This is a genomic window from Sinorhizobium sp. (assembly GCF_059070375.1).
Genome location: NZ_JCACWC010000002.1, coordinates 891,106 through 906,598 on the forward strand (window position 1 = coordinate 891,106; position 15,493 = coordinate 906,598).

Here is a 15,493-nt window from a genome sequence, read left to right on the forward strand (position 1 = left end):
TTCGTCTCATCGCGCTTCAGGCTCCCATCCGATGCGGCACCGTGGAGGATGATGAGGCCGCGTCCACGCTCGGTGCCAGCCCGGGTCGGCCGGTCAGAAAGCCCTGGATATGCCGGCAACCCTCGTCGACGATGATCTGTCTCTGCCGCTCCGTTTCGACGCCTTCGGTGACGACCGGAAGGTTGAGGCTGTGGCCGAGCGCGATGATCGCGCGGATTATGGCATGGGCTGCCGGGTCCTTGTCGAGCGAGGCGGTGAAGCTGCAGTCGATCTTGAGCTTGTCGAATGGAAACGTCTGGAGATTGCTGAGCGAGGAGTGCCCGGTGCCGAAGTCGTCCATCACGATCCTGACGCCAAGGAGGCGCAGCCGGACGAGAGTTGCGAGGACGTCGTCGCGGTTATGCATCAGCGCGGCTTCGGTGATTTCCAGTTCGAGCCGCCTCGGCTCCAGCCCCGTCCGCAGCAGTGTGGATTCGATCCGGTCGAAAAGGTTCGGGAGGAGGAATTGCACCGGTGAGACATTGACCGAGACCGGCAGCCGCTGGTGCCAGCGCACCGCCTCCATGCAGGCCTCTTCCAGCACCCATTCGCCGATCTGAATGATCGAGCCGCTCTCTTCGGCAATCGGAATGAACACATTCGGGCCGACGAGACCGCGATCGGGATGGCGCCAGCGCAACAGCGCCTCGTAACCGACGATCCGGTCGTCCCGCACATCTACAAGCGGCTGATATTCGAGGAAGAGCTGCCGCCTGACGACCGCATGCCTCAAATCGTTCTCGATCTGCCGGCGCGTGCGCACGGCTTCGTCCATTTCGGCGTCGAAGAAGCAGGCGATGCCCTTGCCGGTCTGCTTAGCCCGATAGAGCGCCGTATCGGCATTGCCGTAGAGCCGCTCCGCGGTGGTCCCGTCGCCCGGACAGATCGCTACGCCGATGCTGACCCCCACCGCCATCGGATCGCGCCGCGTATCCATCTCTTCCGAAAAGAGCTTGAGGATACGGTCCGCCAGGAGTCGCGCGGCCTCCGGCTGCGCCGCTCCGCTCTGGACGATGGCGAACTCGTCGCCGCCCAGTCGCGCGATCGTGTCGGCCTCTCCTGCCGCCGCCCGGAGGATATCGGCCACCTTCCTGAGGATACGGTCGCCTTCCCCGTGGCCGAAAATGTCGTTCACGGCCTTGAAGCGATCGAGGTCGAGACACAGGACCGCCAGCGCTTCATTGTGGTGGACGGCGGCGGCCAGGGCCTGTTTCAGGCGGCGGTCAAAGGAGCTTCGATTGGAAAGATCCGTCAGCGCATCGTGGTGAGCGAGGTGTTCGATCGTCCGTTCGGCATCCTTGCGCGCCGTCAGATCCCGCACGAAGATCACGTCGCATTGCCGGCCCTTGTATTCGATCGTTCGGCAGACCCTTTCGACGGGCACGTATCCGCCGTCCGCGTGAAGGAGCTCTCCCTCGCTTGCCCCCTCTCCGGCGCCAAGGTCGTGCGGGCTCCGTCTTCCGGGCGCTTCCGCGAACAGCTCCCGCCGTTGCCTGCCGATGAGCTCGGCGGGCTTTCGACCACAGAGCGTGGCGAACCGTTCGTTAACTTCGATGACCTCGCCGCCGCGAAGGATCACCATGCCCTCCAGCGAGGCGTTGGCGAGTCCCTTGAGGTCCGTCAGGTGCCTGTCGACGAAGAGAGCGCCGAAGGCCGTAAGAATGAGCGTGGTTGATGCGGCGATGACGCCCCCCGCGAGCCAGAACGGATCGAAGACGTCCGTTGCGGCGACGCTCGGGTCGGGGATCAGGACGACGCCGCTCATCGACGTGAAGTGCAGGACGCATATCGCCACCACCAGGAGCAGGATGGATGCGGCGAGCCCGCGCACGCCGCGCAGCGCCTGGAACGCATGCAAGGCGAGCGCGGCGATCGACGTGCCGAGAAGAACGGCGGCGAAACTCGTTTCCGGATCGAATGCGACCCGTCCCTGCACCTCTATGGCACGCATGCCGGTCACGTGCATGGCGGCGATTCCGAGCCCGAGCAGCAAACCGCCCACGGCCGGAGCATGGCGAGAGCCTCCGGCCAGGCCGACCGAGAAGGCAACCCAGGACGTCGCGATCGCGACCGCAATGGAAAAGCTCGTGCCTCCGGCCCCGTAGGCGATGGGGATTCCCCCGTCATAGGCGAGCATCGCGATGAAATGCGTCGACCATACGCCGATGCCGCAGGCAAAGGCGCAGACTGCAATCCAGAGGCGCCGCTGACTGCCTGCGCTGCGCCGGGCGCGCTCGAGAAGCAGCATCGTCGCGACGCTGCCGGCCAGACAGACGACCGTCGCCACCACGATCAGGCGCCAGTCATGATCATCGCGTATGCATGCAATCACTGAAAACATCGCCGTCCCCCAAGCCGAAGACAGCTTGGCAACGAGACTCTAAATAACCGTAAATTGAAGACTGCGCAGCACTCGCGTCTGCCGGAATTCTGCGACGCCGACCCGGCAGACCCGCCGCCTCACGGATGTCCTGCTGCTGCAATGTCGCCGTCGATCGCGCCGAGCGCCCGATCGATATGACCGTCGAAAACGAGCCGCTGCTCGTCCGGGACCACCCTTATCTGCGGCATGCCCTGCAGGCGGACCTGCAGTGATTGCGCGAGACCCTCCTCCAGTCCCTTCTCCAGAAGATCGAAATAGCGCGTGCCCGGCCCCGTCACGAAGATCGGCATCGGCTCATAGAGACTGAGCATCCGCGAAATGCCGTTGCCGAGCGCCAAGCCGGCCTGGCGGAAGGCATAGCCGGCCATCCGGTTCCCCTGGCGCGTGCTCGCGGCGATCTTGTCCATCTCCGAAGGCGGAACGAACTTCGCCGGTATGGTGTCGGAGGGCACCTCGAAAGCCGTGCGCAGTATCCCGTAGAAGCCCGCTGCCGCCTCGATGCAGCCATAGCTGCCGCAGCGGCAAAGCCCCGCGGACGGCTGATGCAGCATATGACCGAAATTCGGCGCCGAGACATCGAGCTCGCCGGACCTGCCCCTTCTGGCAAGCCCGAGGCCGATGCTGTGGCCGAGCGAAACGGCCGCAAGCGCATGGAAGCCGCTCTCGCTTTCCTCTTCCCTTACCGCGAGGGCGTGCGCCACCAGCAGCGACTCGTTGCTGAGCATGATCCTCGCGCGCCAGGCGGGCCGGAGTAGTTCCACGAAGTCGAGTTGCTCGCTGCCGAAAACCGGCGACCAGATGAGCCGCGCGCCGTCGCCGGCCACGAGCCCCTTGCTGCTGATCGAAATGGCAAGCACCTCGTCCTTCGAGATATTCGAGCGGACGAGCAGGCGTTCGAGCGCTGCTGCCAGAACCTCCCCGAAAACGGCGGTGCCGCGAAGGTCGTGGCTGCGCGGATCCTCGAAACGGTCGAGCAGGATGCCGCCATAGTCCGCAAGCGAATATTGCACGACGTCGGAGGAAATGCGCACGACGATCACGTAGCCGCAGCCGCGTCTCGGCTCGAAGAGAACCCGCGGGCGGCCTCGGCCGACCTGGACGTGCTGCTCGGTCTTGGCGATGATCCCCGACCGCTCCAACTCAGCGGTGATGACGGAGATCGTCGCCGAGGCAAGACCCGTCTGTGCCGCAATCTCCGTATGGGAGAGTGATCCTTTACGGCGGAGCGCCGAGAGAACCAGGGCGCTGTTCTGCTGACGCACAAGCTCGGTGCTGGATTTGGTCAGCATCGTTTACCCTTGCAGCGCCGCGCGCCGGACGAGGCGCTCAAAGGGCGCTGTCGCTCTTCAGGGTGCCGCATGTTCAATCCCTGAACCTGTGCGATCAAGTGAAACATGCATCAGCGGTAGCGGGTCCCTCGAAGACATGCCCTTCCCAAAGCATTTGGCGGCCTACAGGACAAGGCGCATTCGTCATTTACGCAGTGATTTCAAGCTGCTGCGGCAATGATTCACACGCTGCGGCGGCCTTGTTGACAGCTTGCGGAAACTCTGACATTTATTTTCTCGACTGTCGAGAAAAAACGCGGCGACGCGATAGCGACAGCATCTGGAGGCTCGTCGGGGATGCGTGCGGGAGGTTCGTGCGCGCGGCCGGGCCATTTGGGAGGATAGGATGAAATCCATTTTGAAGCTGTTGGCGGGGGCTGCCATCATAACGTCCATGCATTCCGCGGCGATCGCCAAGGATCTGGTCATCGGCGTTTCCTGGTCCAATTTCCAGGAAGAGCGCTGGAAGACCGACGAGGCAGCCATTAAGGCCGCGCTCGAAGCTTCCGGCGACAAATATATCTCGGCCGACGCACAGTCTTCCGCCGCCAAGCAGCTCACCGACATCGAGTCGCTGATCGCCCAGGGCGCCAACGCGCTCATCGTGCTTGCGCAGGACTCCGACGCAATCGGCCCGGCGATCGAGAAGGCAGCCGCCGAGGGAATTCCGGTCGTCGGCTATGATCGCCTGATCGAAAATCCCGACGCCTTCTACATCACCTTCGACAACAAGGAAGTCGGCCGCCTTCAGGCGCGCGAGGTATTCAAGCAGAAGCCGGAAGGCAACTTCGTCTTCATCAAAGGCTCCTCCGCCGATCCGAACGCCGATTTCCTCTTCTCCGGGCAGCTGGAAGTCCTGAAGGAGGCGATCGACGCGGGCAAGATCAAAAACGTCGGCGAAGCCTATACCGACGGCTGGAAGCCGGAGAACGCCCAGAAGAACATGGAGCAGTTCCTGACCGCCAACGACAACAAGGTCGACGCGGTCGTGGCCTCCAACGATGGCACTGCCGGCGGCGCGATCGCGGCACTCGACGCCCAGGGCCTTGCCGGCTCGGTTCCGGTTTCCGGCCAGGATGCCGACAAGGCTGCGCTGAACCGCGTGGCGCTCGGCACGCAGACGGTTTCGGTCTGGAAGGACTCCCGTGAGCTCGGCAAGAAGGCAGCCGAAATCGCCGTGGCGCTTGCCGGCGGCAAAACCATGGACGAAGTCGAAGGCGTACAGACCTTCAACGGCGGGCCGAAGGGCGTCGCCATGAAGTCCGTCTTTCTCGCGCCGCTGGCGATCACCAAGGACAATCTGAACGTCGTCATCGACGCCGGCTGGATTTCCAAGGAAGAAGCCTGCCAGGGCGCCAAGAGCGACGTTGCTGCCTGCAAATAACCGCAACGACATGGCCGATCTCTGGTCTTCAAGAGCGCCGCAACGCACACCGTTGCGGCGCTCTTGCAAGGTGCGAAGCGGACCGAACGACATCGACAGATAAGTGGGGGATGGCATGGCCATGGCCGACATCACAAAAGCCAACCAGACAGGGGCCGATCAGATACCGGGCACGCAAGCCGGCCGCGCCCGCACGACGGACGAAAACCCGGTGAAACGCTTCTTCCGTGCCACCGAAATCGATACCCGCCTGCTCGGCATGGTCGGCGCGTTGGTCATCATATGGCTCGGTTTCCAGGTGATGACCGGCGGACTGTTCGACGGCCTGTTCCTGAAACCGCGCAACCTGTGGAACCTGACCGTCCAGACCTCGTCCGTCGCCGTCATGGCGACCGGCATGGTGCTGGTCATCGTCACCCGCAACATCGACCTCTCGGTCGGCTCGGTGCTCGGCTTCTGCGGCATGATCATGGGCGTCCTGCAGGCGCAGGTCCTGCCGCAATATCTCGGGCTCGGCCATCCCGCCATCTGGGCGATCACCCTTGCCTGCGGCATCGCGGTCGGCGGCGCCATCGGCGCGCTTCACGGTTCGATCGTCGCCTTCCTCAACGTTCCCGCCTTCATCGTGACGCTCGGCGGCCTGCTGGTCTGGCGCGGCGCCACCTGGTTCGTGACAAGCGGCCAGACGGTTGCCCCGATGGACGCCACCTTCCGTCTCATGGGCGGCGGCACCGAGGGCTCGATTGGCGCGACGGCCAGCTGGATCGTCGGCTTTCTCGCCTGTTTCGCCATCGTCGGCGCCATTTTGAATTCGCGCAAGCAGCGCAAGCGCTTCGGCTTCCCGCTGCGCCCCGTCTGGGCCGAGTATTTCCTGGCGATCCTCGGCTGCGCTCTGGTGCTTGGCGCCGTGGCCGTGGCCAACCATTATTACTGGCCGGTGAATATCGCCCGCAGATATGCCGATGCGAACGGCATCGCCTGGCCGGACGGCGGCCTGCAGATCTCGCACGGCATCGCCATTCCCGTTCTGGTCGCGATTGTCGTCGGTATCGTCATGACCTTCATCGCCACCCGCCTTCGCTTCGGCCGCTACGTCTTCGCGCTCGGCGGCAACCCCGAAGCGGCCGAGCTCGCCGGCATCAAGACGCGCTGGGTCACCGTCAAGATCTTCACGCTGATGGGCGTGCTCTGCGCCATTGCGGCGGCCATCTCGACGGCGCGCCTCAACGCGGCGACCAATGCCCAGGGCGAACTCGACGAGCTCTATACGATCGCTGCCGCCGTCATCGGCGGGACCTCGCTCGCCGGCGGCGTCGGCACCATCGCCGGCGCGATGATCGGCGCGCTCGTCATGCAATCCCTGCAGTCGGGCATGGTCCTTCTGGGAATCGATACGCCCTTCCAGCGGATCGTCGTCGGCGTCGTGCTCGTCACCGCCGTCTGGCTCGACACCGTCTACCGCGCCCGCGCAAAATAATCAGGAGTTCGAACATGACTGAACAACGCACTCCGCTCGTGGAAATGAAGAACATTTCCATCTCCTTCGGCGGCATCCATGCGGTGGACGATGCCTCCGTCGACCTCTATCCGGGCGAGGTGGTCGCCCTCCTCGGCCATAACGGCGCCGGCAAGTCGACGCTCATCAAGATTCTCTCCGGCGCCTACAAGCGCGATGCCGGCGAGATCCTGATCAACGGCGAACCGGCCGAGATCAACAATCCGCGCGACGCCAAGAAATACGGCATCGAGACGATCTATCAGACGCTCGCCGTCGCCGACAACGTCGACGCTGCCGCCAATCTCTATCTCGGCCGCGAACTGCGCACCCCCTGGGGCACGCTGGACGACGTGGCGATGGAAGCCAAGGCCCGCGAAGTGATGGGCCGTCTCAACCCCAACTTCCAGCGCTTCAAGGAACCGGTGAAGGCGCTTTCCGGCGGTCAGCGGCAATCGGTGGCGATCGCCCGCGCCATCCTCTTCGACGCCCGCATCCTGATCATGGACGAGCCGACCGCGGCACTTGGTCCGCAGGAAACCGCGCAGGTCGGCGAGCTCATCAAGCAATTGAAGCGCGAGGGCATCGGCATCTTCCTGATCAGCCACGACATCCACGACGTCTTCGACCTCGCCGATCGCGTCTCCGTCATGAAGAACGGCCAGGTCGTCGGCCACGCCCGCACCGAGGACGTGACCAAGGACGAGGTGCTCGGCATGATTATCATGGGCAAGGTGCCCCCCAAGGCCATCCCCGGCCCCGGCGCCATGCAGATGGCGTGAGGCGGTACAAACCCCGTCAATGCCGCGTCGACGGACGCGGCATTTTCTTCGCAAAAGCCGCCTCCTGCAGACACCAAACGCAAATTTCCGCTGCAAACCCCGTCAATCACCATTGAAGCGGCGCGCAAGCTAGGCTAAGAACCGCTCACAGCCTGCTTCGGCGGCCCTGCCGCCAAACGGATGCACCCGTAGCTCAGCTGGATAGAGTGTTGGATTCCGATTCCAAAGGTCACAGGTTCGAATCCTGTCGGGTGCGCCACTAATGATCAATAAAATCAATGACTTAGGTCCGAAAACGGCTGTTTTGCTACGTTTTTCGGCTACGCTTTGCTACGTTTTTGCCCCTGCACAAGCGGCGAAACGGCGCCCCCTTGGGAAATTATTCCACTCTTGCGCTTTGGCAAGAATAGAGAATTTGTTTTCAAAACAACTTTCAAGAATATCCACGGCTTTCGAAAATACTTCTTGACTTCAATTCTGCCTTCAATGCATAAAGGTCTATTCTAACACAACTTCAATTTGACCAATGGCAATTCGTTATGAGCCTTGATTACGTCGTTCCGAGAAAGAACGGAAAATACAGCTTTCGCGTTACAGTTCCCAAAGCCAAACGCGCGAAGTTCGGCAAAGGAGAATTTTGGGTAACCTTGGAAACAACAGACAGGGTGGAAGCGATTATCAAAGCCGCTTCCCTTCTCAACCACTACAAAAGGCTGTTTAAGGCTGACGAGATTTCCGACTCGGCTCCGCTCACCATGCCGCTAATCCGGCAAAAGGGCGCCTCAATCGGGGTTGAGTGTCACACCGCCGAAGCATACGAAGCGGCATCGCTGCAAGACTACGTCGCGATGATGAGCGGCGGTATCGAGGCATTAGCGAAGATCAAGAATCCCGACATTGCCGAAATCGCGGCAATCGGCGGTGCGGTCGAACCACCCGCCCTGAACATGCTCCAACTGTTTGACCGGTTCGTTGAACTGTCCGGCGACAAGTTTCTTGGTCTCGATAAGCGGGCACGCGACAAGAAAGTGAACCGGTACAAGGCGGCGGCTACCGATTTCGTCGCCATCATGGGTGAAATCGATGTGGTCAAGATGACTTCCAAGGAAGCATTCGAGTTTGCCGCAAAGCTCACCCAACGCGTTGCAAGCGAAGAGATCGAGCTTGAGACCGCACAGAAGAAGCTTCAGCACGTGGGCATGTTCGTCCGCAAAGTTTTCCAATCGGACTACCCGACGAAAACCAATCCGTTCGAAGACGCCAAGATTGAATGCAATGGCGCTGTTGAGACTGGCAAGCGCCGCCCGTTCTCCGAAGCCGAAATCATCGCGCTTAATGACAAGCTTGCAGCGTCCCACGCCAACGATGAACTGAAGGCGATCCTTGCGATTTCCGAATGCACGGGGGCAAGCATGAAGGAAATATGCTTGTTGACCGAGTCCGATTTCCATTTGCATGAGCCAATCCCGTTCATCGCAATCGGACCGAACAAACACCGCAAATACGTAAAGACCGGCAAATCCAGACACCGCGACATTCCGTTGATCGGAAAAGCCTTCGAAGCGGCAAAGCAGTTCCCCAAAGGCTTCCCCCGCTACGCGCGTCCCGGTGGCTCTGAAGCGCTCTCAGCGGCGGCAAACAAGTTAATCAAGCAAGTTGCCGACGACGCAACAACCTATTCATACCGCCATCGCATTGCGGACCTTCTCAGAAACTCCGGATGCGTGGACACGATGAAGAATTCTCTGATGGGGCACCATTCACCGGGAATGACCATGCGCTATGGCGATGGTTACGACATGCCCAACAAACATAAGACATTGAAGAAGGCGCTTGCCCTCGCAGAGAAGAAACAGAAGCAACTGAAGAACCAAACCCCTAACCAACAACCAAATATGCCCGAAGCGAAGAAAGCGGCTTAATACCGCCCTACACTAGATCATGTACGAAGGCATGTTCCCATTGAGGAATATGCGCAATTGCAAGGATATGACTACAAAACTTTACTCACAAATAAGAAGGCAAGAACCGAATTTCTCTTCCAACAGGAGCGGCTTATTAAGCTGCTTAAAAGCAAGGGATTTATCGAAATCGCCCTGATGCATGCGAGAAAGAGAAAGCAGCTAACAAACCAGCTCAACGAGGACTTGGCGCTGTTAGCTGATGATTGAGGGAACACGCACATACCATGAAGCAACCGATATCACCTACGAAATGCTCATTCCAACTCTGGTGAGTGGGGCTTTCTCGCTGAAGGATTCAAGGCTATTCCCGCCACAATCCATATTCGCGTCATCAAGGATTTTCGAGAGCAATGCGGCTGGAAGGCAAAATGAACGTACCGGTGGTCTTGGCGGTATCGCTATCGGTGGCGCTAATGCTTGGGGCGTTCATCGCCGGTTGGACCGCCAATAGTCCCGGCGATTGCAGCGGCACATTTAGCTGTCTCTCTGCGAATGAGTGGGGCGATTATCTTGCGGGTGTTTCTGCACCGGTTGCTTTCATTTGGTTGGTGACCGCCGTCTTCATACAATCTCGGGAATTGGCAGAGCAGCGTAAAGAATTGGCGTTGACTCGCGAGGAATTCAAACTGAACCGTGACGTGCTCAAAGGACAAGCAGACTCGTTTGCAGCTCAAACAGAAGCGTTGATGCAAGAGCGTGCAACCGAAGAGTTCCGAGAGCGGGTGCGCGTTCTCAGGGTATGGGTTGAAAGAACCTATTCGAACTTCAAAGAGGTTCATGCCGGGTACTCGGAGAACGGTAATCCCCTTAGCGAGCGAAAGGATACCGGCTATCTCACCGCCGAGATGCCGGCGGAGCCGACCACCTATTTCGCTGAATTGATCCGACGTATCGCCGTCTCAATCGCGAACCTTCGACTTGGAGAGCAAGGAGTTGACGTCGCGTGGCTGGCTTACGGCAAACTAACTGAAGTCTACGCCCTGGAACAACGCTTGCTTAAGATCGGAGAATTGAGAAACAGGGTGAGTCCGTCCGCGATGGCGGTGCTAAGCGATCCCGATTTTGAATTTGTCTTGTCCAACTACCCTAAAACCAAGCAAGAACGATTGGCAGCAGAAGCAGCGCGGCAGGAAGCCGATTTTTGATAAGACGAAGCTATTGAGGCAGCGTGACAGCAGCGAAAAGCCAATGAAGATAGGGGCACGAAGAACGGTGCCCTCTTTTTGTTCTAATCCGTGACCAGCGCGACCAATTTGCGTTCAACCACACAAGCCTCAATGAGACTGTTTTCGTCATTCAGCACGCGAAGCAGCGTTTGTTGATCGGGCATTCTCACCGAACACCGATAAATTGCCATCGCGGCAAGCTCGTCCTCGTCGGGGTCATTCTCATTAAAGTCCCGACGTTGCTCCAACGCGGCGGCTTGGCACTCTTCAAGGGTCTCTGCGAAATAGAGTAGGTCGTCGTTTCCCGGCGAAATCTGATAGGCGTACAGCGTGACGGTTTCCATCTCACTCCTTTCAAAGATCACCCGTGCAGGTATAGCTCAATCGTCGGGGATTGAAATTGTCGAATCCTACAAATCGAGTTGGGGTGAGGGATGAACCGTCTTGCGCTCGCTACGTCGGCGACCGCACAAGAGAAGTCGCCAGCTTTATTGTTGGGAATTGCCGTGTAGCTCATGAGAGCCTACAAACAGATTGCCATGCGCCAACAACCCGTGGTTTATTCAGCCGCAAGCGGGGTGCGGCATGGCTTGGGACACCAGAAACAATTGGGCTGACATTGCAGAATTGCGGGTAGACGACACCGCGACCGACAGCAGTTTTGCCAGCGACACAGAATTGCGGCTTGAACTGTACGCCGGCACTTATGAGCTTGATCTTGATTGCCGTAGGGTCTTTGTCGGCTTTAACAAAGTGACGCTCAAGCTTGACTGTCACGGCACCGAAATAGCACTCGGCGACCGTTACGGCGACACCACCCCTTCGAACGATATCACTACGAAGCACAATATCCAAAAGGATACGACCATTAAAGCCACGGCAGAAGGTGGCTTAAAGCTGGATACGAGCACCGCCCTGAATGGCCTTCCCCTCGCGGCTGCTCTCTCCGGGGAAGCTTCACGGTCTACATCCACCAAGAGCGAGACAGACACGTTCAGCACGTCGCGTCACGTGACAGCAAAGCCCAACGGGAAATGGGAAATTTCATCACTTAGTGCGAACGAACCGCTTTCGGCGAAATATCTGACGACAGAGCACGCGCTGTGCTTGGTAAAGCCAAAGCCGAAAACGAACCGGGCTGGCGTTCAGGCTCATTTGTACGCGCACAAGAACGACTTGGTCATCGCTTCCCCCGAGGAAAAGAAATCGCGGTTCTCTCTTCTAAATGGAGAGAACCGAAACAAGGAAAAGGTCTTCAAAATCCTCCTTGGCAAGGTGATGGTGGGCGGGAAAGAAGACCTTAATCCAAAAGTTCACGTGCAACTTTCAAAGATCAGCAGCTACGATCCGAATGATTAATCTCACTCCGGAAATATCCGATGCGGACAAAGAAAAGCTGTCCGCAATCGCCGAATACGAGGGGACCAATTTTTCGACGCTGGTTTCCCTTTCCGGCTTATCAAAATCCGACGACTTTATCGGAGCCGACCTGTCCAACGTCGATTTCTCAAATTCCGACTTGAGGGGCTTCAACTTCACTGACGCCGATCTTTCCGGGTGCTACGGCGTGAGCTTTCAAATAGACGAAACCACCGATTTAACCGGTGCAAATGTTTCGTCTTCGATCTTCGCATTGGAGAAGGAAAAACGTGAATTCTTCTCTATGCACAAAGACCATCTTGCGCTCTTCACTCGGCTCCAAAAGGAATATTGGACGACGGGAGCGCTGTGGGTCGGCGAAAACTTGCGTCGAACTTCGAAGAATTTTGAGGTATCCGCGAAAATAGCCAAATATCTCTATGCCAGTGTCAAGGACGAAACGTACAAGAACCAGATTCTGTATGGAATTCGGAGCACTTTTAGGACAGAGGAAGAGTACAAAGAATTTCTGCTAAACCAAATAATTGATCCTCAAATTACGCAAAGATCGCTCAGAGGTGTGATTGACATCCTTGGCAAAAGATTTGCGAGTGATCCTATCGTAAATCGAATTCTCTTGCTGCACCTTGGTCACGAAAACAAAGATATTCGAAAACTTTGCATTCCACCTGTGATGACAAGACGCTTCTTCTCTCAAAACCGAGACGCGATCTTTACGCGCATCAAGAATGAGTCGGATCCCTTTTTGAGGATGGCTTACACTCAACATTTTGCGGCGAACGCCGGTCCACGTGCTGCTCAGCTTCTCTTCAATGAAGACAAGAGGGCTTATCACGATTACGCAGTTCCCATCGATGATCGCCTGTTTTTCGGCTTCGTGAGAGGCGCTGTACGCGCACAGAAAATCGCACGTAAAGCAGCCCGCATCCAGAAAGGCATGAACGTATCGATGGGCACGGACGTAAGGTATGACGAGGTTGTCGAAGCAATGGATTTTTTTGAACCCGAATTGCGCAGGTTTCGGGACATGGGGTTGCCTTTGAAGCTGGCGTATTCAGTGGACGGCTTCAAAAAGCAGCTTCGGGCGGTGCGTGAAGACATTATCGAAGTCGAATGATCAGAGTCCAGAACATGAACAAGCAATCGCCGAAACCAGCAGAAGAACACGTTGTGAAGGTGCCAGCAAAGGAACCCGCAGTATGCGGAATCGTGATGCCGATTTCCGCAATGGGCTATTACGACGAAGCGCACTGGCTACGAGTCCGGCGAATCCTTGATCGGGCTATCGAAGCGGCTGGTTTCAAGCCTCGAATGGTGAGCGAGAGCGAGGAAAATGAAATCGTCGTGGTTGATGTCAGCGGGAAGAACCCGAACGTCATGTTTGAACTTGGGTTGCGTTTGGCTTTTGACAAACCCACAGTCATTATCAAAGACGACGCCACAACTTATAAGGCGCCTCTCACCACAACGTCTTGTCCATTCATTCCCGCCAGCGATTACTTCGAGCATGGTTTTGGTTTCCCGTACAGCGCCTCATTACCGAGGGAAAGGAAGACCATGTCGCCGAAGGCGGTGTCCTGAAGGAATTTATCAAAGGCTTCGTCATCCATCAGGATGCGAGCCGCCTTGATCTGCGAGTTAGCCCCTGCAAGCAGTTCCGCGATTGTCGTGTCATATTCGCACTGCCACCACAGAAGATCACGAACGCCCGACAAGTAGTTCACGACAGTCTGGCGACCCTTCATCTGGTTTTCGCTCGTGCCGCTCCAAGCCTCAATGTAATAGCTGATCTTGAAACGAGGCAAATCCTCAATCGCGGCGGCAGGTGTGGCAATCAGTAAAGAAAGCAGCAGTGATATCAGTCGCATGGATGGGCATCTTTTCTATTCGTCTCTAAGCACGTGGCGAAGCCGCCAAGACAGGTCTACCCAAACGCTTCTCAGGCTGTGCCATCTTGCGATCAGCATGAAACGGTGGTGATGGCAACCATCGTGGCAGCAATCACAGGCCCCATGGTCTCCCCGACTAACCAAATGAGCGCCGTACAGAATGGCTAGGACCGATTTCTTAATGATCATCTTAGGGAGCTTTCCAATCAGACCATCGGATAAACCAGCGCTCCGAGAATGCCAGCCAGAAGAGCATTGGTGAACGCCAAGACCCACACTATCGACGCGATATCCTGTCGCGATTGCCGAGCAGACGCTTCTAGCTGGTCGGGCTGTACTTCAAGGTCTTTCACCGCGCCACCGACACCACGGGTGGCAAAATACCCGGAGACCACCAACCCCGCCCAAAAGGCAAATCCAACTACCACCGATTTGTCCACTGCATCCCCCGTCTCTGATCGCTTCCATTAATGCGATAGCCTTCCCCGAATCACCCGCTCAAGTATAGTTCCTAGCAAACGCGGTGGTGAAGGCTGGGGCATGTTCAAGGACAACACGGTTTTCGTCATCGGGGCGGGAGCGAGCGCCGAATTCGGACTGCCCATCGGCTCCGGGTTGATGCAGACAATTAATGTACAGCGCGAAATGCAAAGAGTTCTTTGACATTCATCGGCTCAATCTCGTGAATAATCGATCACACCTTTTGGGGGAACAAAATGAGCGTTAAGACGAATATGCTGGTGGCAGGCGGAATCGCTGCTGTTGTTGGGATAGGCAAGCAGCTTACAAGCGGGATGCCAATTCCCGGCTGGCTTACCCTACTCATTTGGGTGCCTATTGTCGCATTTCTCGGATACGTCGCTGTATCGATATACGAGACCAATAGGCAATTGGAAGCCGAAGCGGCAGCTAAGCGAGCGAAAAAGATAGCGGATGAAGCCAAGTAGGCCTATGCGCAAGGGAACACTGCGAGCGGCAGCACTCGCTTTCATGCTGTTGTCGACGATGACATATGCAGGGAATATGAAAATTCGGGGAGCCGGCACAGCCTCTTGCGGCACTTGGGTTAGCGAACCTGAGATGCGGCAATCGCTACTGATTCAATGGGTGTTGGGCTACATCACTGCAATGAATTATGGTCGCTGGAACGACATACCTGTTCAGGATGAAGAGATTGACTTGTTGAACGGAGCAGACGCGAACGCAATAGAATTGTGGATGACTAACTACTGCACGCACAACCCTTTACAGCCGATCTGGGTTGCCGCAGGCGTGTTGGTTGAACAGGGATCGAAATAGGTGGCGCGCGGATGATCAGATCGTTTGCTGCCATATTGGCTCTCACCTACTCGGTTCCAGCCGCCGCGCAATTCTACACGGGCAACAAGCTGCACGAATTGTGCGAGAAGAGAAACGGCGTATCGCTTGGATACACAGTTGCCGTGAGTGATTGGGTAATGACCGAAATGAGGAAGGATGCATGCATCCCCTCAAAGGTCACGACGGGGCAACTGCACGACATCATTTGTGGCTATTTGACCAATCATCCCGAAGCGAGACATGATCCCGCCCACTTCTTAGGCGCTCAAGCGCTGATCGAAGCATTCCCGTGCAACAAGTGATGGGATCAGTCGTGCATCAGGATCGGCACATCCCATGCGTCAGCATTAGTAAGTGTGAGAA

Annotated in this window: 18 protein-coding genes and 1 tRNA gene; 14 read left to right on the forward strand and 5 right to left on the reverse strand. The window is 57.6% G+C overall.

Annotated features, from left to right (window positions below; genetic code table 11):
• Nucleotides 1-16: 16 nt before the first annotated feature.
• Nucleotides 17-2,380, reverse strand: a complete 2,364-nt coding sequence (locus AC5J09_RS08695; RefSeq protein WP_494297426.1) for a bifunctional diguanylate cyclase/phosphodiesterase — start codon at nucleotides 2,378-2,380, stop codon at nucleotides 17-19.
• Nucleotides 2,381-2,499: 119 nt separating this feature from the next.
• Entirely contained in the window at nucleotides 2,500-3,711 is a 1,212-nt protein-coding gene (locus AC5J09_RS08700; RefSeq protein ID WP_494297427.1) for an ROK family transcriptional regulator, read from the reverse strand.
• Between the two features lie 385 nt (nucleotides 3,712-4,096).
• Here AC5J09_RS08700 and xylF point away from each other — a divergent pair, with 385 nt between their 5' ends.
• The 7 genes from xylF to AC5J09_RS08735 all read left to right on the forward strand — a co-directional run bounded on the left by xylF (nucleotide 4,097) and on the right by AC5J09_RS08735 (nucleotide 10,520).
• On the forward strand, nucleotides 4,097-5,134 hold the full coding sequence (xylF, locus tag AC5J09_RS08705; RefSeq protein WP_100670065.1) for a D-xylose ABC transporter substrate-binding protein: 1,038 nt from the start codon (nucleotides 4,097-4,099) through the stop codon (nucleotides 5,132-5,134).
• A 115-nt stretch (nucleotides 5,135-5,249) separates the two neighbouring features.
• Nucleotides 5,250-6,611: a sugar ABC transporter permease gene (locus AC5J09_RS08710; protein ID WP_494297428.1), complete on the forward strand. Its 1,362-nt coding sequence runs from the start codon at nucleotides 5,250-5,252 to the stop codon at nucleotides 6,609-6,611.
• Between the two features lie 14 nt (nucleotides 6,612-6,625).
• Nucleotides 6,626-7,411 (forward strand): ATP-binding cassette domain-containing protein, encoded by a 786-nt coding sequence (locus AC5J09_RS08715; protein ID WP_003535549.1) that lies wholly within the window; start codon nucleotides 6,626-6,628, stop codon nucleotides 7,409-7,411.
• A gap of 182 nt (nucleotides 7,412-7,593) precedes the next feature.
• Nucleotides 7,594-7,670: transfer RNA gene (locus tag AC5J09_RS08720), tRNA-Arg, on the forward strand.
• A gap of 280 nt (nucleotides 7,671-7,950) precedes the next feature.
• Nucleotides 7,951-9,333, forward strand: a complete 1,383-nt coding sequence (locus tag AC5J09_RS08725; RefSeq protein WP_494297429.1) for a DUF6538 domain-containing protein — start codon at nucleotides 7,951-7,953, stop codon at nucleotides 9,331-9,333.
• A 57-nt stretch (nucleotides 9,334-9,390) separates the two neighbouring features.
• On the forward strand, nucleotides 9,391-9,582 hold the full coding sequence (locus tag AC5J09_RS08730) for a hypothetical protein (RefSeq protein ID WP_494297430.1): 192 nt from the start codon (nucleotides 9,391-9,393) through the stop codon (nucleotides 9,580-9,582).
• A 161-nt stretch (nucleotides 9,583-9,743) separates the two neighbouring features.
• Nucleotides 9,744-10,520, forward strand: a complete 777-nt coding sequence (locus AC5J09_RS08735; RefSeq protein WP_494297431.1) for a hypothetical protein — start codon at nucleotides 9,744-9,746, stop codon at nucleotides 10,518-10,520.
• Between the two features lie 83 nt (nucleotides 10,521-10,603).
• On the opposite strand, the gene AC5J09_RS08740 is transcribed toward AC5J09_RS08735, so the two are convergent.
• Nucleotides 10,604-10,885 (reverse strand): hypothetical protein, encoded by a 282-nt coding sequence (locus AC5J09_RS08740; protein WP_494297432.1) that lies wholly within the window; start codon nucleotides 10,883-10,885, stop codon nucleotides 10,604-10,606.
• Nucleotides 10,886-11,126: 241 nt separating this feature from the next.
• Here AC5J09_RS08740 and AC5J09_RS08745 point away from each other — a divergent pair, with 241 nt between their 5' ends.
• Genes AC5J09_RS08745 through AC5J09_RS08755 form a run of 3 tightly spaced genes read left to right on the forward strand, consistent with a single transcriptional unit; the run spans nucleotide 11,127 to nucleotide 13,502 of the window.
• Nucleotides 11,127-11,900 carry a hypothetical protein gene (locus AC5J09_RS08745; RefSeq protein ID WP_494297433.1) on the forward strand — a complete coding sequence of 258 codons (774 nt, stop codon included), beginning with the start codon at nucleotides 11,127-11,129 and terminating at the stop codon, nucleotides 11,898-11,900.
• Nucleotides 11,893-13,038 (forward strand): pentapeptide repeat-containing protein, encoded by a 1,146-nt coding sequence (locus AC5J09_RS08750; RefSeq protein WP_494297434.1) that lies wholly within the window; start codon nucleotides 11,893-11,895, stop codon nucleotides 13,036-13,038. The genes AC5J09_RS08745 and AC5J09_RS08750 overlap by 8 nt, the downstream gene beginning before the upstream one ends.
• A 14-nt stretch (nucleotides 13,039-13,052) precedes the next feature.
• A complete protein-coding gene (locus AC5J09_RS08755; RefSeq protein WP_494297435.1) occupies nucleotides 13,053-13,502 on the forward strand; it encodes a hypothetical protein in 450 nt (149 codons plus the stop codon).
• On the opposite strand, the gene AC5J09_RS08760 is transcribed toward AC5J09_RS08755, so the two are convergent.
• Together AC5J09_RS08760 and AC5J09_RS08765 are read right to left on the reverse strand one after the other, a co-directional pair.
• Nucleotides 13,418-13,789, reverse strand: coding sequence for a hypothetical protein (locus AC5J09_RS08760; RefSeq protein WP_494297436.1), 372 nt, complete (start codon nucleotides 13,787-13,789; stop codon nucleotides 13,418-13,420). The two genes, AC5J09_RS08755 and AC5J09_RS08760, sit on opposite strands and share 85 nt — an antisense overlap.
• A gap of 227 nt (nucleotides 13,790-14,016) precedes the next feature.
• Nucleotides 14,017-14,250, reverse strand: a complete 234-nt coding sequence (locus AC5J09_RS08765; RefSeq protein ID WP_494297437.1) for a hypothetical protein — start codon at nucleotides 14,248-14,250, stop codon at nucleotides 14,017-14,019.
• 100 nt (nucleotides 14,251-14,350) lie between these two features.
• On the opposite strand from AC5J09_RS08765, the gene AC5J09_RS08770 reads away from it, so the two are divergent.
• Genes AC5J09_RS08770 through AC5J09_RS08785 form a run of 4 tightly spaced genes read left to right on the forward strand, consistent with a single transcriptional unit; the run spans nucleotide 14,351 to nucleotide 15,432 of the window.
• Nucleotides 14,351-14,473 (forward strand): hypothetical protein, encoded by a 123-nt coding sequence (locus AC5J09_RS08770; protein WP_494297438.1) that lies wholly within the window; start codon nucleotides 14,351-14,353, stop codon nucleotides 14,471-14,473.
• A 53-nt stretch (nucleotides 14,474-14,526) separates the two neighbouring features.
• On the forward strand, nucleotides 14,527-14,757 hold the full coding sequence (locus AC5J09_RS08775; RefSeq protein WP_494297439.1) for a hypothetical protein: 231 nt from the start codon (nucleotides 14,527-14,529) through the stop codon (nucleotides 14,755-14,757).
• Nucleotides 14,758-14,761: 4 nt separating this feature from the next.
• Nucleotides 14,762-15,109: a hypothetical protein gene (locus tag AC5J09_RS08780; RefSeq protein ID WP_494297440.1), complete on the forward strand. Its 348-nt coding sequence runs from the start codon at nucleotides 14,762-14,764 to the stop codon at nucleotides 15,107-15,109.
• Between the two features lie 11 nt (nucleotides 15,110-15,120).
• Complete coding sequence (locus AC5J09_RS08785; RefSeq protein ID WP_494297441.1) at nucleotides 15,121-15,432, forward strand: Rap1a/Tai family immunity protein; 312 nt, start codon at nucleotides 15,121-15,123, stop codon at nucleotides 15,430-15,432.
• Nucleotides 15,433-15,493 lie beyond the last annotated feature (61 nt).